The organism is Nostoc sp., from assembly GCF_036918245.1.
Taxonomy (GTDB): domain Bacteria; phylum Cyanobacteriota; class Cyanobacteriia; order Cyanobacteriales; family Nostocaceae; genus Nostoc.
Genome location: NZ_JBALEF010000114.1, coordinates 1 through 18,950, shown reverse-complemented (window position 1 = coordinate 18,950; position 18,950 = coordinate 1). Strand labels below are relative to the sequence as shown.

Sequence of the window (18,950 nt, the reverse complement as noted above, 5' to 3'; positions counted from 1 at the left end):
ACGACTTAACGGGAAAAGTCAGATACAAATAGGAGTCCTATAGCAGAGATACTTTTCGCATTGAAATGATTCCATCTGATGGTGAGGTAGTTGCAGTGAGCCATCCCATTGTAGGGAGTGGCGTTAGTGCAAGCGGTAGTGAGAAACGAGCGTCATCCGTAAGGGTGGACGGGTTCCCCAGCATCAGCAAACTGCCATTAGCGTTAGCGTACCCCTCCAGGGAAGCAAGCTACGCGCAGCATCTCGTAGAGAGGAACGAGCCTTACCCGGAGGGTGAAGCACAGAGCCAGACGGGTACAAACAAAGTCTTGGTTAGACTTCTAGATGATAATATAGACAAATTGCACAATACAGTTGTGATTGCTGGTTGTACACCTGTGCTTTCACTCTTAGCAAAAGCAACTGAAAGCTGGCATCCGCAACTACGAATTCATTATCGTTTCGCCCATAGCGGGGCTGCATTGCGTAGTCTGTGCAGAGGTGAAGTTCACATTGCAGGAATGCACTTATACGATGCTGACACTGGGGAACATAACATCCCCTTTGTGCGGGAAGCCTTAACAGGTAAGAGTGCCGTTTTGATTACCCTTGGAGTTTGGGAAGAAGGTTTGTTAGTCCCACCAGGAAACCCAAGGGGAGTTAAAACAGTTTCCGACTTAGTAGAATTTGGAGCAACTATTGTCACCCATGAAGTGGGTTCTGGCAATCGGATGGTTTTAAAACATACCTCGACTTGTGGGAAACAATGAGCAATAACCGTTTTGAATTCTTTGATTAGTTCTTGTTCATACCAACTTGCGTTCATAGTTATAACTTTCATGCTGAAAGTATCAATTGGGAATTTTTAATTGTGAGTTAGTTTTTCTACTAATCAGTGATAACTAAGCATTTAATAGCCTTGGTGCAAAGATTTTTTGAGGTACTGTGTAGTACAAAAAGGTCGGCGAAGCAATTTTTTACTAATGCTGCTTCTGTTCTCCTCAAACACTATCAAGTGCAATACTTGCTCTAGCAAACGCCGTTTGTCAAAAATGCCTTGAATCAGCACTTCTAGTTCAGTTGCGCCCTTGGCAGGAAAATCTTCTCCATCGATGGTGCGCCAGGATAAAAACTCCTGGCAGTCCGAGGTTAATGTACCGACTCGTGCCCGATCAGAACTAGCCAAAATAGTGATTTGTGTAGGACAAGCGTCTTGCTTGGAGCCTTTCTGGGGGATTTCCCTGACTATACTCTCAACTGCACCAGCAAAGCCATCCTGTCTTTTTTTTATGCAGTTTCTGCTGCTGACGAGCATCTTCTTCATTGGAGTCACTGAGTGAATCGTTGATTTTTCCTGAAGTGGGATTCATTTGTTTGGTGACAATAGGTAGAATTTGTTAGATGTTAACTGAATTCCCAAAGGCTTTTATAGGACTTTCATTTATTAATGTATCTAAAACATGGAATAAAAGGGAATGTTCAAGATAATTTATCATTCCCTAAAATATAAACATCAACTAGGTTAGAGAAGGAGAAAACAAAAACACGAACTAAACTATTAAAGTATTAATTTTGCTGATATCGTAACCGCCGAGAATTTCAAATTGAGAGTGAACCATCTGATGTCCCAGAGTACTGAGCAACTGCTGTAAAGGTGCTTTTTCCAGATATTCCTTGAGAATCACCAAATCATATCGTGACTGATTTAAAGGGATAAATCCCAGCCCACAAGCGGTAGCTACAGATGCCTCTAATTCTTCTCTTTATTAATTTAATCTCAACAGGATTCAGAGCTAATTTATCTGATTCATAGCTCTAATTTACTATGTCAATAACTTTAGTTTTCCACTTCCATTTATTACTCTAATTTATGATTTCAGTCTTTAACATCTTCATTTATTTATCTCAGACTCATCTCTCTGCTGTCAGTTCTTATTGCACCTTATTGACAAGAGATTTTGATGCCATTTTTTCTGATTCATGGTTACTCAAATCTCTTTTTTGACTAATGATGTCTGTTTTGATTCTCACTTGACTTTTTTCTCCCCGTAATTTCCCTTTGTGACAGTTAGGGGTGCAGAAGGTAGGTTAAAAGATAAAGAAAAGCACTAGGAGCAGTTTCTGAAATTAACACTGTGCTGGAGGCGATCGCTCTTTTTCACGTCAGAAATATAGCCAACCCGTGAGTGAGAACTATCCATGTAGCTAAAGCACCAGTAATAAATTTATTCTAAAAGGGGAAAGTAAGTTGTTGAAGTTAGGTTTATGAAATTGATAACAGACTGGCCTGCTCTGGCTGACCAAAATACTGCAATTGTAGCTTTGGAGTATCATACGCCTGACAGAATGCAGATGTTACAGCAGTTTTATCATTGGTGTGAGGAACGGTCTTTGTCAGTCTTTGTCTGGAATCCTGGTTACTGTAGATCGCCTACGGCGCAGCGCTCGTCCGGCAAATCTTGAGTTTTAAGCCTTAGAATTTTTTTGACGGGGTGATCCTCTTAACATGAGTTCGATGAACCTCTCCTTCCCAACCTCCCTCTCCGTTTCGGAAAGCAAGGGAGGAGCAACGAAAAATTCAGCTTTTTGCTCCCCTCTCCGACACTGAGAGGATCTGAGGGAGAGGTCAAACAAGACTTGTCGAACTCACGTCCTCTTGGAACTCCCCAATCCTCACTCTCTATTGCTTCAATTGAAAAGCAAGGTCAAGATCATCTAAAGAATTAACATCTAACCAGTTACCGCGAATATAAAGTACCTTGATCGGTTTGCCTTGCTCGATTAAATAATTGCATAATTCTGGCAAACCCAGACTGTTGAATTCCGGGCGTTTTTGCAATTCATTGAGTGCTTCACTTAGCCACTGTCTACCTTGACTCCGTAAGCGCAGCATCCCAATCCAGCGGCCGCTAGATTTTCCTAATTGCGTTTGTGTGGTTTTAGAAATGTTCAACAGGTTGACATCCTGTCCAAAGAGAGAAAGATCGTCTGGAATTGAGCAATAGCCGTAGTCAGGTGAACCGCTAACAGACTTGCTGTTGGCTACAGAATCAACCACAGCCACAATTTCTCCAGGACATTCTAATAAATCTCGCAGGATGTAGCTTCTAAATAGTAAATCGCCGTAAAGCACCAGCATTTCTTCGCCAAAACTGGCTTGAGCGCAGGCTAAGGATGCTAATTCTCCCGTTGTTTCATAATCTGGGTTGCGGATGACTTTAGTCCCCGGAACATTGATAGTTTCTGCTTTGTAACCGGCGACAACGGTAATATCATTGATGGCAAGTTTCTTGAATTTATCCACCAACAACCTGAGTAGAGGTTTACCTCCAAGGGGTAACATTACTTTCGGTTTATCTTGCGTCAATCCTGCTAATTCTTGGCCTCTGCTAGCAGCCAGGACGATCGCTTGGGTATTTTGTCGTCCGTTGTTAAAGTAGCGTTTTTCAGCTTCTATGAGTTCATCCGCCCCTTGTAGCCGGAAAATTTCTTTTACGGGAGCAATATCATCTTCAATGTTGATTAAAGTTTCACTCTTCTTCACTTCACGCGCGATCGCTTGCATACTAGCAACAGCAGCTCGAATCAGATGGTTTGCCCAAATGACCAAATTAACTTCAGCTTTGCGAAAAACATCAGTAGGCGTGCTGTAATATTTAGTCGGTATAATCACTAGCGGGGAACGACCCGCCCATTCTTTAGCAAAGGCTAGCACTTGATCGGGGCGCGATGATTTACTGTGAATCAAGATCGCGGTTGCTCCGGCGGCGTGGTAAGCTTCAGCTCGACGCAATGCTTCAGAGAGATCCCACCCAGCAATCAAAGCTTCGAGTCGGGCGACGATGCAAAAATCTGGGTCTGTCTGACTATCCTTACCCGCTTTAATTTTGCCGCAGAATTCATCAATATCAGCTAAAGCTTGGCGACTCCCGTTGATAAAGCTGTTGGTTTTGGGAAAAAGCTTATCTTCAATACAGACTCCAGCAATACCTCGCTGTTCTAACTTTTTGACCAGGCGACGCATATTATTAAAGTTGCCATAACCAGTATCCCCGTCTAATAAAATGGGGATGCTGGTGACATCAGACATGAACTCAAGCATTTCTACAACTTGAGTCCAACTGGCTTCATTATTATCTCGAACGCCATATTGAGCCGAAAGGGCTAATCCACTAGCCCAAATTCCTTTAAATCCAGCCTCTTCCACAATCCGGGCGCTAATCCCATTGTGAGCTTCCATAATAAAGTCGAGTTGAGGCGATTCTAGTAATACCCGCAATTGGGCACATTTATTTAATTTTGCAGCGGTATCAGTGGGTGCAAATATTTGATGCATTTATTCTGTTTTTCTCAACCTATATAATATAGCGGTTCTCAATTGCATGGAATACAGACCTAACCCCCAGCCCCTTCCCTTGCAGGGAAGGGGAGTAAGACTTAAAGCCTCTCTCCTTTTAGGAGAGAGGTCAAACTGTAATGCATCCAAACCAAAACCGCTATAAATGAAGATATTTTCAGACATTTTCTAAGACTTCTATCTGAGGTAAAATCTCGTTTTGGGCACGTTGAATATCCTGGGGAAAATCGATTTCGAGCCAAGGTAATCCAGTGATGTCTTCGTAGCCAAATGTTTCTGGAGTTTCTAAGAGCAGATCCCGAATTACTTCTTCATAAGGTTCATTATCGCGTCCGTCTGCAACATACTGTTCTGTACGAGTAGCAAGACGGTGAGCAACAGCGCTTCCAAAACGAAAGAATCCTACTGACTCACCCGCAAAATCATAAGCTAAACCAGGAGCTACTTGTTTACGAAACTCCACTAGATAATTATCTCTAACACAAAGCTTCACGGGTTCATCTCCCGGTTCAAAATCCCGATCTAGTAAGAAGCAGTTGAAGATATTTGTGTTCACCAGTCGTTCGATGATGCGGCGATCGCACAACACATCTGCATCCATTAATAATATGTCATCGCCAGCAACTAAATGCTGACGTACAGTCCAAAGGCTGATCGTACTGCCTTTGGTGTAGTCAGAATTATAAACTGTACTGACCCAATTTTCCGCTCCTAATGCTTTGATTTCATCCTGAATTCTTTGTGCTTGATAACCCACAGCAATCACTACTTGATCAATTTGGTAATGACGGAGATAGTTAAAATGGCGCTCTAATAGAGATTTGCCGTTAAATTTCAGTAAGCATTTGGGTTGGATTTGCCCGTCTTTACCTAAGCGTCGTCCAACGCCAGCAGCTAATATAATTGCTTTCATCGTCAAGTCACCAACACTAGCTTAGACACCAGGAAATCTGGAAATTTTCCCAGTATTTTATAATGACTGTTTTTTGCTCAAGACAATATTTGTTAATTAATTCTTAACATGGAAGAAACAGTAACTCTGTATCGCCTCAACTGTGGAAGAAACAGTAACTCTGTATCGCCTCAACTGCAAAACACTTGGCGAAAACCAAAATAGGCGATCGCATCTTTCATATTCGAGACAAAACGTTTTAGCATACCCATGCGGGTGTCGGTAACGTACTCCAAAGTCAAGACAATGCGCTGTTCGTTGTTACCCAAAGAAGTAACTCTGTGGTAAAGTTTGTCACCATTGAATAACACTAGAGTACCAGGGTTTAAGGAGAGCGATCGCGTTTGTGTCTCCCGTTCAGGAATATCTTTGTAGAGTTGATATTCCAGCTTACTGGACGAATTATCAACCAAACCAAGCAACACTGTATAGCGTTTGCCGTGATAGTAAGAGGTATCGTAATGATACTGGATATGGTCTCCAGGCTCAGTGTAATAGTACAGCGCGTAAGTATGGGGATCAGCATCAGGACAAGGAAGGAGTTTTTCTGCCGTAATTTGGTTGAGGAACTCAAAAAAGGCACTAAGTTGATAAAACTCTCCGAAAATCGGAGCAAGGCTATCTAAGCTATAGCGGCTGATACTACCGCCCTTTTTATGATTAGGAATATAGTTGCGGTTGATAGCAGGTTGCAAAGATGGCAAAAGCGCCAAGAACTGCTCGATGATGGAGTCAGAGAAAAAGTTCTCAACCACTAAAAATTCATTCTGTGCTTGAAACTCAGCTTGAAGTTTCTGGTAATCAACAGCTGCGATCGCTTTATCAATTTCAGTTTGAAGCTCCATTGATAGTTTGATACTAGTACAGGATTGCAAAAATCAAGATACCATGTTTATGAAAGCGCGATGGCGTATCCGCCCACCGTAGGCGCTCGCACTTTTAGACTTAATAAAGTTTTTACCAAGAGTCTAGCGTGATCTGGGGGCTGATCCAAAAAGGCTTGGTGCAACCCAATACTGCTCGGTTAAGGAAAGAAAGTAGGCTGAAACCCTTGAAATATCGTTGTCTATAATGCCCAAAAGAGGCTTAACCGAGCAGTATTGTGGTGCAACCATATTATAAATATTTATTCCCGCAAATTCTCTGCCTTCAAATTCAATGTAAACCTTACCGGGGGAATGTCTCAGCCCAGTAAAGGTGCCGATAAGCCCAAAATATTTTTGATCTTCAGAAGTAGGGTAAATTGGGACAATTCTGCATTTATCCCCAGGACTAAAAGTGTAGGAAGATTCCTCAGAACTAGTTACCTGGCACTTAACAGGTTCATTTTCACCACACATATAAGCAGCAATGTATCTCATATTTTAAAAGACTAAGGTTTACTAAAAGCATGATATTATATTAGTTCAAAAAACCAAGAACGAGTTATTCAAGATAATCTGGGAAGAAAGCAGCAGGTGAAATATGAAAAAATTCTGCCAGTTCTTCAATGTGTCTGGTTGTTAGCTTACGCCGTTTTTTCAAGATGGCCGATATAATAGATTCTGTTTTGAAAATGGGTACTAAATCTTTTTGAAGTAGTCCATTTTCTTCTATCAAAACCTGAAGTAAATCTACTCCATAAATATCAAGCACGGGCTGCTGCGTTTGTTCATACTCGTAAACTAGAGTACCTAAAATATTAAGATAATCTTTTTCATCTGATGTTAGTGGGGCACTGTCTATCAGAGAATCAATAATTTTTTGAGTGGCAAATAAGTCTTCCTCAGTCTTGATAGGACGAGGAGGAAATGCTTGCAGTAGCTCAATATAGGTAGGACGTTCATTTAAACCAAGGGTCATTTTTCCATTTGTCGGTATCGTACTCTGTATGGGTTATTATGTTACGAATAAATATTTTTTTGCTTTGATAGTCAATATAAGTGACAAGGCGATACTTGTTTCCTTGAATATTAAAAACTGTAAGTTCACCTACTGGATCGGCAGAGTTAAAAGCTTGGCGAACTTCAAGTATATTCTGCCACTTGGCTGATTTTGCAACTTTGTTCCAACCACGTAAACTAGACTCAGCATCAGGATACTTGTGATAAAAAAGTTTCAGTATTGTGGTAGAAACAATGTGCATAATAAATGAATTTTATTAGTGTAAAGGTCATAAAAAATTCCTTTGCTTGTAAGTGATAGCTCAATTCCTAAGTTAGCAATTTGCTAAGTCGGTGTCAAGAGGTTAATAATTAGGGTTTCTCGCTTTACCCCCAATCGCAGTAGACTTTCGGTAAAAAGATACTTTTTACCAAGTTTAGTAAGTGCGATGGCGTAGGCGATCGCAAAATTTGATTATGCATTCAATAAAAGCTAAAAAGCCTGTTTTATTAGCTTTCTGCCCAATGACCCATGCGCCGTTATACTAGTTTGCTTCAGACTCTGGGAGTGCGATAAAATTGCCAAATTACCCATACTGCGAAGGTAGCTGCCATTAGTAATGGCTCTAGTCCATCTAGTTATGCATTCAATAAAAGCTAAAAAGCCTGTTTTATTAGCTTTCTGCTCAATGACCCATGCGCCGTTATACTAGTTTGCTTCAGACTCTGGGAGTGCGAAAAATTGCCAAATTACCCATACTGCGAAGGTTGGTGCCCCTATTGTAGCTGCCATTAGTAATGGCTCTAGTCCATCTAGTAAGGTAACTATGGGAAACAAATACAACACATCTTCAATGTCAAAGCCGGCGAAATTTGGTTGACGGCTGGCGTTTTTACCTAAACGCTGTTCCATTTGGTTTCGCAAATGAAAGATGCAAGCAACAGACACGCCAGATACTATCCCCATCACCAACGCCCACCAACCAAATTTTCCCTCTCTAAGACCATATCCAATACACACAAACAATAGAATGTGGATGATAGCGTCACTAGCGAGGTCATACTGATGTCCCCATTTGCTGCTTTTTCCACTCAAACGAGCTAATTCACCGTCTGTATGATCTAAAAAGTTAGATAAAGCAAATAGCCATGCCCCAACGTTAACCCAAATAGTATCGCCAACTGCGATTGCTACAGCCGCCGCCAACCCTGTCACAAGTCGCACTGTGGTGAGATGATTGGGGTTTACCCAACTGTCTTTTAGAGGTCGAACTAGCCAGTAAGCAAGTTGAGCATCCCAAGGCTTTGTAGTCATAGATAAACTTGAATTTGATGTGGTCTTTTAATGTCCATAACACTGTAAATTACCACATCTACTTATAGATAGACTTTTATTTAATAACTGGCGGTTTAAAGATGTCAATATTTGGATAGCAACGCTGTAGCTTGACACTAGGATTACGTGAAAAAGTAGGGGAGCAGGGAGCAGGGGTGCTTTCGCCCACAAGGGGCAAGATTTTTACCTTTTCCCCTGCTCCCTGCCTCTTATCAAAAGGTTTCAAGTGGACTGACCTGGCTTGAGCACGATCTTGATACAGCTGTCCTGCTTGTGGCTGAAAATTTCGTAGCCGTGCGGTGCTTGATCTAGCGGCAGACTATGGGTAATCACGAACGATGGATCGATATCGCCATTTTGAACGTGATCGAGCAACGGACGCAAGTACCGATGAACGTGTGTTTGTCCAGTTTTCATGGTCAAGCCTTTATTCATGAAAGCCCCCATCGGTATCTTGTCTACAAAGCCTGTGTAAACACCGGGAACGGACACAGTGCCGCCTTTGCGACAGGCAACGATCGCTTGACGTAGCACATTAGGGCGATCAGTCTCTAGACGCACTGCTTGCTTCGCCTTGTCATAGAAGCCTTCCAAACCCAAACCGTGAGCTTCCATGCCCACCGCATCCATTACCGAGTCGGGGCCGCGTCCACCCGTCATTTCTTTCAGGGCTTCACCCACCTCGACTTCTTCATAGTTGAGGATTTCTGCCCCACCAGCTTTCGCCATCTGGAGGCGTTCGGGAACGCGATCAATTGCAATCACCCGCTCTGCACCTAGAAGAAAGGCGCTTCTAATCGCAAATTGCCCAACTGGCCCACAGCCCCAGATCGCCACCGTATCTCCAGGCTGGATGTCACAGTTCTCCGCAGCCATGTATCCGGTGGGGTAGATATCAGTCAGAAACAAAACCTGTTCGTCTGTCAATCCATCTGGAATCTTGAACAAACCAACATCGGCAAAAGGAACGCGGGCATATTCGGCTTGACCTCCTGCGTAGCCACCTGTCAAATGAGAGTAGCCGAAAAGACCCGATGGGGAATGACCCAGCATTTTTTCTGCCATCCAAGCGTTGGGATTAGAGTTATCGCACAGCGACCATAAATCCCGATTGCAGAAGAAACACGAGCCGCAGGAAATGGTAAAGGGGACGACAACGCGATCGCCTATATTTACATTCTTGACAGCCCTCCCCAACTCAACGACTTCTCCCATGAATTCATGACCCAGGATGTCGCCCTTTTGCATCGTCGGGTTGTAGCCATTATAAAGATGCAAATCAGAACCACAAATCGCTGTTGACGTGATTTTAACAATAGCATCACGCGGATTAATAATTTTGGGGTCGGGTACTGTATCGACTTGGACATTGTTAGTACCTTGCCAGCAAACTGCTTTCATACGTTGAAATTTCCTCAAGTTAAGTTATTTGTTAATAGGGAAATGCATCTACCAGGAATTTTGTCAATTACCTTTCGTCAAACCGGATTCACCGCAGCAGAACTGGTTGAGCGTCAATGCAGATGCAAAATAGCGTATAAGGCTTCTGCCGTAGGTCTTTTCCTTTTTGGTATTTCGCCTGACGATGCAACTGGTTTGCAGTGACGTAAAGATAGCCATCTGCTGCAACCGAGAGATCTGTCCACATAAGATGCGGATCGTGCACTACCGTTTCCCACTCTCCACCGGCACGGCGGCGGAGGATTGCCTGGTGTTCGTAATTTGTTGCGTAAATATATCCTGCCGCGTCTGATTCGAGTCCATCCGCACCGCCGCCTTTGTCTCCCTCGTCAGTTACGGTTGCTGCAACGGCGCTATCGTCTATTGAGCGATCCACTAGTGCGTCGGTAGAAACGCTGTAGAGCCGTCGGTCCGCGACTGAAGCCATCGAAGAGGGCCCCACCAATCGGGCACATGCAGCCGCAATTGAGATAATGAATTTGCATGAATCCTCCGTTACGACTCTGATTCCTCAGAACGATCCTAAATGTGTGAGATTGCCGACTGCGCGATTAGCTTCGCTGATGCCGTTAGCCCTAGCGATCGCCCTCCATTTCAAAAGAGTGCCAACTGAGCATATCCGATTGATTAGGTGTAAATTACTAGTTGGCTGATCCAGGCTCACTGAGCTTGCGATGCAGTTCAGCACTTACGGTATCAGGTAAGACCTTGCTCACAGTGCCCAGAAGCTTCGTCTTGAGCGAACCTGCGATGATCTCATCCTTACCTGCCATCAAGGCGTCGAAACCCTGTTTGGCGACCTCAGATGGATCGTCCTTTTCATCTGCGCCTACCTTGGTGTCGTCCATATCCGCACGGTGGAAGAAGTTGGTATCAGTCGGTCCAGGCATGAGCGCGGTGACAGTGACGCCTGTATCCTTCAACTCGCTGCGTAGCCCCTCTGAAAAAGAATGCACAAACGCCTTAGAGGCGGCGTAGACTGTCTCGAACGGGCCGGGCATCAGGGCGGCGATCGACGATGTGAAAAGGATTCGACCCTTGCCAAGCTCAACCATATCTTTCACCACCCGTTTGGCGAGATGTACAGAGGAGACAACATTCAGATTAATCAGATTGAGTTCGTCCTTCAGATCGGTTTCACGGGCAAACTCACCGCCAACACCAACACCTGCGTTGATGGCGATCGCATCCACTGGTCGGCCAGTCGCCTTAATCTGGTTGTAGAGCGTTTCAACACCGTCATAGCTAGCGAGATCGGCCTGCACCGTCTCAACTTTGGCACCAAGCCCCTCGAAGGCTTGAGCAGCTTCGTTAATACTCGATCCGGTGGCTGTGACTAGGAGATCAAAGCCGTTTTGGGCAAACTGTTTGGCGAGTTCATAACCGATGCCGTTGGAGGCACCTGTCACGACAGCCAGGGGTCGGGTCAACGAACTGTTCATAACCATCCAAAACTCCTATGTAACCGCTCCACACTCCTTTTCGATGGCTTGCTTTTTTAGCTACCAAATACTTCTGCGTGGACTGTGGGCTTTCAACCATTACAATCTTAGGCAGGTAGCAGTGTGATTGCGTCTTTCCAAGGAAGTATCGCTAGTGTGTCTTTAAGGTTACTTTTCTTGAGTTCCGTAGGTTGCCAGGATATACTTCAAGCCCACGATTAACAGTTCAATTGTCTGGCTTAAGGGCACTGCCAATAATAAAATCATCGCTCTGGACATTAAAAATCAATCCTAGAAATTGATTTTGTAGCGACAACTGGTCGCTAAACCGATCTCTAACCGATATCCAAATCTGCCCGGAGTAACTTTCTCAGTGCCTTGATTAAGATTATGATCGGGTGGAATGCGTCCGTTGGGGTTAGGAAACAGCGTTCCGTCTGCTGGCAGACCGCTAGGAAATATTAGAATTTAGGTCTTGGTAATCGCCTTCTAGGGTCAGACGAGTTCGTTCAACCAGCATCAGGCTGATCACAGGTGCAATATAGAAGTTTCGATCACCACTCCCCTCAATGAAAGTATTTCTATCCTGGTAAGCGACATTGAGGCGATATAAAAGTGTCCTGAAGTCGTTCAACAGTCCAGACAACTCAATCGTGCCCCGATAGAAGTCAAAGATGCCGATGCTTGTATCAACGGCATAAAAGGGGTCAGGTGTGACTGTGACATTTCTATTGGGCGATGCCTTTGGCAACCCCTTTGATGTATGCAATAATATTTGTCAGTTAATTACGGCGTGACTGTAACATTTCTATTAGACGTTTCTGCTTCGGGTTGCCGTAGGCATCACTATTGGTAGTTTTTGCCCGATAACGATATCGCCACATCACAAAACCGGTGATAAATAAAACTAATGGTGTAAGTCCAACAAAGACGTAGAAAATTCGGGATGGAATTCCCCAGAAAGTACCGTAGTGCACAGGGACAAAGGAATTGATGATGCGATCGCCCAATGATACCTTCAAAGAACTATCCACTCGCAAAACTTTACCACTATATTGGTCGAGGTAAACACTGCTTTGACCATAGTCCTCAGTTTCTTGGGGAAGCTTAAAGCTAACCGTTAAAACTTCTTCTGGTTTACTTGGAAAAGAAATACTCCTAAGCGATGCATCTGGTAAAGCAGCTTGAGCAGTTTTTAATTGTTCTTTGAGTCCTAGCGCAGACTTACCAGCAATGGGAACAGATACCGGAGTCGGTTGCTGTTTGGAGAAGGTGACAGCATAGATCATCGGGTTGATGAACTCACTAAAGCTCCAGCAAAATCCGGTGAAAAATGTGCATATTAGAAACACTGCTGTAATCATGCCAGCAACTTTGTGAACATCAAAGTTAAGCCGCTTGGGATGAGCATTCCACTTAATTTTGAAGCCAGAAATCAACCTGCGCCAACCAGGCCAAAGGATAATACCTGTAATGCTCATGAAGGACATCAGTAAACCAATAATGCCTACAAACTTATAGCCAATGTCACCGCCTAAAAGAGCGTAGTGGAGTGGGTAGACAATTTCAAAAAACTTATTTACAAAAGTTTGCTTTAAATTATTGCCGAGAATTGCTCCTGTGTAAGGGTTAACGTAGTTTTCATTCCAGTCTTTTTGCTTGGTTTTCAGGATAACATTCATCGGCTCATTTGGCTTGGAGGGCAGATAAATCCTCTGCACTGTTGCATCTGGTTGATCAGCATATGTCTTTTTCACAGTGTTCAGGACAACCTCAACTGGCAGTTGTTCACCTTGAGGAGTAATGGTGCCAATTCGACGCTGCTGATCGAAGGTGCTAATTTCTGAGTGGAAGACCAATAGACTACCAGTCAAGCCGACGATAATTGCAATCAGTCCTACAGCTAAACCTATATAGCGATGTAGAGTGAAAACTAGATGACGAGAGGATTTTACTTGCATGGTAAATGCTCTACAAGTAGAGAAATAAGTTGTCTCTAATGATAAATATTATTAATAAATCATAATCTAACGGTGTACAAGTTTGAACAATTAAGTCAAAGGAAGATTAATTTTTCCGCTTTCTTTGAAGGGCGATCATAATTTGAGAATCATCAAACCGAACCCCTTCGTCTAAGTAAACGTAGGATCATAGCTCCCACGAAACTGTACCTTGCACAGTAAACGGATCGCCTAGTATACCCGTAGACTCAAAATAGTACAAGTCAAATAGGTTTTTGAAATTTAATGCGGCACGAAACCTGTCTCGCTTGTAAAAAATCGCGGCATCAGTGCTGACATAGCTGGGTAATATATATTGCGAATCATTTGGGATAAGTGCTTGTCTTTCACCAACATAAAATACTCCGACTCTAAAGCTTAATCCTTGCAAACTACCAGATTGAATTTCGTAGGTTGTCCATAGGCTAGCAGAATGTTTTGCTACGTTATCAAGCTCGTCACCAACTGGAAGGGTATTGTCTTTTGTGATTGTTGAATCTGTAAAAGCATAGTTAGCAATAATGTTCCATCCCGGCAAAATTTCACCAGACACGTCAAATTCAATACCACGGCTACGCTGTTCACCAACTTGAACATTAAATCCTAATTCTCGACGGCCTAGATCGGGATCGACAAGGTATTGTTGTTCGTCGTAGAAATCAACAAAACTCTCTGTACTCCCAGCAGCAACGTTAGTGGCAGTTACAGTCGTGATTCCCTGTGCTGGTTGCTCAAGGCTAAATTTGTTACCTGATGGTAGAAACAATTGAGCATTTTTAATATCTGCAATAAAGTTGATGACTGTCAAACAAGGTTTCTACACTTAAGTCTTTGAGCCATGTGCCATCATACAGCAGCAGACGGATTCCGTGTCTCAGTTCAACTTCGCCATAACTGCCTGTAATATAGCGATCGCTATATCTAACAATGCGATCATAACCTTCAGTATTGTAGGCAACTTCATAACCCTTGCGGTTTTCAAGATGCTGTTGATAGTATTGTGCTGATGTAATTGTCTCCATAGCCTTTGACTGCTCAACCACAAGTATCTTTAGTATTTTGCAGAATGGCGACTTTGTTTTTAGTCGAAGCAGCAAAGCGATAAAGCGATCGCTTAGTTTGCTCCCATTATGATCTTGACTGTTACACTAAGGCTCTAACATGAGTTGCAGAATCTTGTTGTAACAGTGCCCACCCTACAAAAATTGCAATAAAGCAACAGTTAGCTACGAACTTTAGTAAGGATTTTTTGTGAATAAAACGAAGCCGATTCTTCGTTTTTGGCGCAATCTTGGGCAAACTTAATTAGATGGTGTCCGACAAGTCCAACGTGAATCAAGTTTTCAATATCACCTGCTTTTAGTGCTGGCTTGGCCATTTTCCAGAAAGTTTGACGATAGTTACTAAATATACCTATCCGCAGCAAAATATTAGCTAAATAAGTTAAACCTTTGCGAATATTAGCCCCAGAAGTGCGAGCTGGGCTGTTAGGTACTTCGATGCGGTTTGGATAGGTGTGTTCCATGTTGTAGGCAAACCGCTGATATAAAAATTCTGGCTCATAAGCAGTTGTGATGCAGCGCCGCCACATCTCAACAACTTGCTCGTAGGGCATTAAAAACTCAACGTTTGATTCGCGGCTTTCATCAAAGAGAAGTCGTCCTTCTGCTTCTAATCTCCGCCATAAAGGAGTTCTCGGTAAAGCATGAAGTAGGTTAATTGTCAACATGGGAATTTGGGATACCCGAATAAATTCGATAATTCGGTCTGCTGTTTCTGGTGTATCTGTATCTAAGCCGATGATGATTCCTGATACTACTTCCATGCCATAACTATTTAAAACCTGAATTGCTTTTAAGATTGGCATACTCAGATTTTGGTCTTTGGAAATAGCGTGGAGAGCATTTGGTTCTGGTGTTTCGATACCGCAAAAGATTGTGCAGAAATAAGCTTCGCGCATCATTTCCAACAGCTTTGGACTTTGAGCTAGGTTGAGGGTTGCTTCACAGGCAAACTGGATGGGGTAGCCATTGCGCTTTTGCCAGTCAATCAGGTGAGGAAGCAACTTCATGGCGGCGCGGCGATCGCCAACAAAGTTATCATCGACAAAATACACTGCCCCCAAATTGCCAGATTGTCGCATTGCATCTAACTCAGCGACTACTTGCTCTGGTGTTTTCATCCGGGGGCTGTTGCCATAGAGTTCGGGAATATCACAAAACTCGCAGCGATAAGGACAACCACTAGAAAACTGGACATTTGCCAAGAAATAATCATTGATATTCAGCAAATGATAAGCTGGGGTGGGAAACTCTGTTAAAGGGAGACGTTCCTTGGTTTCAAAGCGAATTTGCGCTTGGGGACGTTGAGAGTTTTGGTCTAGATATTCGATCATGCGATCACTAGCATCTCCCAATTCGCCCAAATGTAAAATGTCAAATTCAGGATAATATTCTGGACACCCAGATACCGAGGGGCCACCCACAACGGTAATTTTGCCGGCTCGATGAGCAAGTTCGTTAATTTGATTAATCTGTGGTTTTTGGATATGCATTCCACTCACAATCACCACATCAGCCCATTGATAATCAGCTCTAGTTGCTGATTTGACATTCTCATCAATAAACCGGACTTCCCATTGTTTCGGTAAGTAGGCAGCCACAATTAAAATACCTTGGGGTGGCATAAAAGCCCGGACACTACCCATAAGTGGATAGGCGTGATGAAAAGTACCAAAGGAGCGGCTGTATTTGGGAAAGATACACAGAATGCGTCGATGGTGCGAAGGAACGTAGCGGGTTCCTTGAGTGACAGGAGCGGTTTTGGAATCGGCCGCTACATTAATTTGGTTCTCTAAAGACTTTAAATTCACAGTCATTGCAAATTTCACCCTGGAAAACTGAGCAGGTAATTTGACAGTTTCTTGACAGAATTAGCTGTAATTCCAACTAGCTTACCAAAGAAAGGCAGAAGGCAGAAGGGATTATAAATGTATTTTTGCTCAAAACAAAGTTCTGGCGATTATAAATCACGCAATATTGCCTTCTGCCTGATTCATGGTGATATTTGAAGGGGTGTTTAACTGGTAAAATATAAAATCTACCCTAGCAATGCAAATTTAATTGGTTGGCAAACAACTATTATGGAAATCGCGCATGGGACATAAAAAGAGAGATTTTCATTTCTTGTTGTATCCAATTGGGTATAGGCATTTGTCATGAATTTGATTTACTTTCTTTTGCGTTCTTCGTGGGGGATGGTAGCGATCGCGATCGCTACCGGATTTTTGAGTGGCGGTAGTAGTGCTGGTTTGATTGCCTTAATTAGCCATGCTGCAAGTAGCGGTGGTGTTTCCCGCCTCACATCGATAATTTGGGGTTTTGCAGGGCTGGCAATAGTTGCACTAATTACCAGTATCATTTCTCAAGTGATGCTGATTCGTCTTTCTCAAAATGCAGTCTTACAATTACGGATGCGTTTAAGTCGCCAGATTCTCGCTTCCGAGTTGAGTCATCTGGAACGCTTAGGGAATCCTCGATTATTGGCAACTCTCACAGAAGATATTCAGGCAGTGGCTAATGCTGTTTATCAGATGCCTTTTATCTTTATTAATTTAGCGATCGTCCTGGGTTGTATAACATATATAACCTGGCTCTCTTGGTTAGTATTACTGATGGTTTGTGGGATTTCAGTAGTTGCGATCGCTAGTTGTCAGTGGCTACTCAACAGAGGCGGAAAATTGCTGGCTCTAGCTCGTGAAGATGAAGATCATCTATTTAAACATTTTCGCACCATTACTGAAGGAGTCAAGGAACTCAAACTAAACTACAGGCGGCGTGAAGACTTTTTAGAAAAGAAACTACAATCAACTGCTAACGAGTTCCGTCATCACAACGTTAACGGTCTAACCCTTTTTGCTATAACTTCAAGCTGGGGTCAACTTATATTCTTTTTTGCTCTCGGTTTTGTTCTATTTGTACTGCCTAATCTGCTTACCATCAATCCCGAAACTCTCTCTGGCTACATTTTGACTTTCACTTACTTGGTGTTACCAATGGATAACATCATCAGTAAACTTCCTTTATTAAGCAAAGCCAGTATTGCCTTACAAAAAATTGAGTCACTGGGTTTATCTCTAGCTAGTCGAACTGAAATATCAACTGTTCCACCTGCTCTGAAATCTGACTGGCACAGCTTAAAATTTAAAAGTGTCACCCACACTTACTACACAGAACAAGAAGATAATAGCTTTATTTTTGGCCCCATTGAATTGACACTATATCCTCAAGAATTAGTCTTTATTGTCGGCGGGAATGGTAGCGGTAAATCTACATTAGCGAAACTAATTACTGGACTTTACATCCCAGAAAACGGCGAAATTTGGTTTGATGACGAGTTGATTAGCGAACCGAATCGAGAATGGTATCGCCAGCATTTTTCTGTGGTATTTTCCGACTTTTATTTATTTGAAGAACTTTTGGGATTAAAAAATTCTCATTTGGACGCTCAAGCCAAAAAATATTTAAAACAACTGCAACTAGACCATAAGGTGAAAGTTGAAAATGGACAAATTTCTACAACTGCTCTTTCTCAAGGACAACGGAAACGGCTAGCTTTACTCACAGCCTACTTGGAAGATCGACCAATTTATCTTTTTGATGAGTGGGCAGCCGATCAAGATCCAGTATTCAAAGAAATATTCTACACTCAACTTCTCCCAGAACTGCGATCGCGGGGTAAGACACTGCTGGTGATTAGCCATGACGATCGCTATTTTCATTTAGCAGACCGAATGATCAAACTTGACTACGGAAAAATAGAGTACGATAAAACTTAATCTGTCAAAACAATTCATAATTGTTAAAAGAATATTTGGAGTTTGACTAAATAAAACTAATGTCTGAACAAAAGCCCATAAATCCTTGGAACTATAAACCTTGGTGGTGTCAGCCCTGGTCTATAGTTCTCACAGGTGTAACACTGATTGGTGGTAGCTGGTTACTATTTAAAACTATCTGGCTAACAGTTCTCGTTTCCATCCCTATAGGAACGTGGATGGCATTTTTTGTGTTGTTTTGGCCACAGCTAATGATTCGCAGTGGAATTTTGGAGTCTTATAAAGAGTAGTTTGAGCTTGATGCAATGCTGTAAATTAGTCCAGGTAGAGAAAATTATTCCACTGCGTTAAAGATTTAGCATCTCAGATCGTGTCCAGGTAATTATATCAACTTCGGGTAATTACTTGTAATAAAATCTATCAATGTAGCGACTGTCTTAAAAGTCAAGCGACGCCGAATAGCCCGTCGTAGACATCGCTTTGTTTGTGGAGATTTATGAAAGCGATGCCTACGGCAGGCTAGGCCTACGCACCTGTGTACTCGATCGCGGTACGACAAAGTTTGAAGTACTCCAACACGACTTTCAAGTACCTCAACACGACTTTGGAGTACCTCAACACGACTTTCAAGTACCTCAACACGACTTTGGAGTACCTCAACACGACTTTGGAGTACCTCAACACGACTTTGGAGTACCTCAACACGACTTTGGAGTACCTCAAC

20 protein-coding genes and 2 pseudogenes are annotated in these 18,950 nt (G+C 42.8%); 5 read left to right on the top strand and 17 right to left on the bottom strand.

Features of this window, described 5'->3' with window-relative positions; genetic code table 11:
• Window positions 1-269: 269 nt before the first annotated feature.
• Window positions 270-722 (top strand): annotated as a pseudogene (locus V7L12_RS32750) (substrate-binding domain-containing protein); the annotation flags it as partial.
• Between the two features lie 167 nt (window positions 723-889).
• Here the strand turns inward: V7L12_RS32750 and V7L12_RS32745 are convergent.
• On the bottom strand, window positions 890-1,303 hold the full coding sequence (locus tag V7L12_RS32745) for a hypothetical protein (protein WP_335090803.1): 414 nt from the start codon (window positions 1,301-1,303) through the stop codon (window positions 890-892).
• A gap of 226 nt (window positions 1,304-1,529) precedes the next feature.
• Window positions 1,530-1,727, bottom strand: a pseudogene (locus tag V7L12_RS32740) (substrate-binding domain-containing protein); the annotation flags it as partial.
• Between the two features lie 517 nt (window positions 1,728-2,244).
• Here V7L12_RS32740 and V7L12_RS32735 point away from each other — a divergent pair.
• On the top strand, window positions 2,245-2,442 hold the full coding sequence (locus V7L12_RS32735) for a hypothetical protein (protein WP_335090801.1): 198 nt from the start codon (window positions 2,245-2,247) through the stop codon (window positions 2,440-2,442).
• Between the two features lie 217 nt (window positions 2,443-2,659).
• Here the strand turns inward: V7L12_RS32735 and aepX are convergent, their stop codons facing one another.
• The 15 genes from aepX to V7L12_RS32660 form a co-directional block, all read right to left on the bottom strand.
• Complete coding sequence (aepX, locus tag V7L12_RS32730; protein WP_335090799.1) at window positions 2,660-4,315, bottom strand: phosphoenolpyruvate mutase; 1,656 nt, start codon at window positions 4,313-4,315, stop codon at window positions 2,660-2,662.
• A 178-nt stretch (window positions 4,316-4,493) separates the two neighbouring features.
• Window positions 4,494-5,249, bottom strand: a complete 756-nt coding sequence (locus V7L12_RS32725) for a phosphocholine cytidylyltransferase family protein (RefSeq protein WP_335090797.1) — start codon at window positions 5,247-5,249, stop codon at window positions 4,494-4,496.
• Window positions 5,250-5,419: 170 nt separating this feature from the next.
• A complete protein-coding gene (locus V7L12_RS32720) occupies window positions 5,420-6,133 on the bottom strand; it encodes a 2OG-Fe(II) oxygenase (protein WP_335090795.1) in 714 nt (237 codons plus the stop codon).
• A 123-nt stretch (window positions 6,134-6,256) separates the two neighbouring features.
• A complete protein-coding gene (locus tag V7L12_RS32715) occupies window positions 6,257-6,649 on the bottom strand; it encodes a hypothetical protein (RefSeq protein WP_335090794.1) in 393 nt (130 codons plus the stop codon).
• Between the two features lie 64 nt (window positions 6,650-6,713).
• On the bottom strand, window positions 6,714-7,130 hold the full coding sequence (locus V7L12_RS32710) for a helix-turn-helix domain-containing protein (protein WP_335090792.1): 417 nt from the start codon (window positions 7,128-7,130) through the stop codon (window positions 6,714-6,716).
• Complete coding sequence (locus V7L12_RS32705; protein WP_335090790.1) at window positions 7,111-7,413, bottom strand: type II toxin-antitoxin system HigB family toxin; 303 nt, start codon at window positions 7,411-7,413, stop codon at window positions 7,111-7,113. Before V7L12_RS32705 ends, V7L12_RS32710 begins: the two co-directional genes overlap by 20 nt.
• Window positions 7,414-7,859: 446 nt before the next feature.
• Window positions 7,860-8,465 (bottom strand): CDP-alcohol phosphatidyltransferase family protein, encoded by a 606-nt coding sequence (locus V7L12_RS32700; RefSeq protein ID WP_335090788.1) that lies wholly within the window; start codon window positions 8,463-8,465, stop codon window positions 7,860-7,862.
• Window positions 8,466-8,708: 243 nt separating this feature from the next.
• Window positions 8,709-9,887, bottom strand: a complete 1,179-nt coding sequence (locus tag V7L12_RS32695) for a zinc-dependent alcohol dehydrogenase (RefSeq protein ID WP_334824420.1) — start codon at window positions 9,885-9,887, stop codon at window positions 8,709-8,711.
• Between the two features lie 88 nt (window positions 9,888-9,975).
• Window positions 9,976-10,374: an L-dopachrome tautomerase-related protein gene (locus tag V7L12_RS32690; RefSeq protein ID WP_335090786.1), complete on the bottom strand. Its 399-nt coding sequence runs from the start codon at window positions 10,372-10,374 to the stop codon at window positions 9,976-9,978.
• 214 nt (window positions 10,375-10,588) lie between these two features.
• Window positions 10,589-11,395, bottom strand: a complete 807-nt coding sequence (locus tag V7L12_RS32685) for an SDR family NAD(P)-dependent oxidoreductase (protein ID WP_335090785.1) — start codon at window positions 11,393-11,395, stop codon at window positions 10,589-10,591.
• Window positions 11,396-11,840: 445 nt separating this feature from the next.
• Window positions 11,841-12,158: a hypothetical protein gene (locus V7L12_RS32680; protein WP_335090783.1), complete on the bottom strand. Its 318-nt coding sequence runs from the start codon at window positions 12,156-12,158 to the stop codon at window positions 11,841-11,843.
• A gap of 13 nt (window positions 12,159-12,171) precedes the next feature.
• Window positions 12,172-13,350, bottom strand: coding sequence for a PepSY-associated TM helix domain-containing protein (locus V7L12_RS32675; protein WP_335090782.1), 1,179 nt, complete (start codon window positions 13,348-13,350; stop codon window positions 12,172-12,174).
• Window positions 13,351-13,537: 187 nt separating this feature from the next.
• Window positions 13,538-14,197, bottom strand: coding sequence for a TonB-dependent siderophore receptor (locus V7L12_RS32670; protein WP_335090780.1), 660 nt, complete (start codon window positions 14,195-14,197; stop codon window positions 13,538-13,540).
• A complete protein-coding gene (locus tag V7L12_RS32665; RefSeq protein ID WP_335090778.1) occupies window positions 14,166-14,411 on the bottom strand; it encodes a hypothetical protein in 246 nt (81 codons plus the stop codon). Before V7L12_RS32665 ends, V7L12_RS32670 begins: the two co-directional genes overlap by 32 nt.
• A gap of 200 nt (window positions 14,412-14,611) precedes the next feature.
• A complete protein-coding gene (locus V7L12_RS32660) occupies window positions 14,612-16,267 on the bottom strand; it encodes a B12-binding domain-containing radical SAM protein (protein ID WP_335090777.1) in 1,656 nt (551 codons plus the stop codon).
• A gap of 339 nt (window positions 16,268-16,606) precedes the next feature.
• Between V7L12_RS32660 and V7L12_RS32655 the strand changes: the two genes are divergently transcribed.
• The 3 genes from V7L12_RS32655 to V7L12_RS32645 form a co-directional block, all read left to right on the top strand.
• Window positions 16,607-18,226: a cyclic peptide export ABC transporter gene (locus V7L12_RS32655; RefSeq protein WP_335090775.1), complete on the top strand. Its 1,620-nt coding sequence runs from the start codon at window positions 16,607-16,609 to the stop codon at window positions 18,224-18,226.
• Window positions 18,227-18,285: 59 nt separating this feature from the next.
• On the top strand, window positions 18,286-18,516 hold the full coding sequence (locus V7L12_RS32650) for a DUF6737 family protein (protein ID WP_099099524.1): 231 nt from the start codon (window positions 18,286-18,288) through the stop codon (window positions 18,514-18,516).
• Window positions 18,517-18,712: 196 nt separating this feature from the next.
• On the top strand, window positions 18,713-18,950 hold a 238-nt coding region (locus V7L12_RS32645; RefSeq protein ID WP_335090773.1), incomplete at its 3' end, for a hypothetical protein.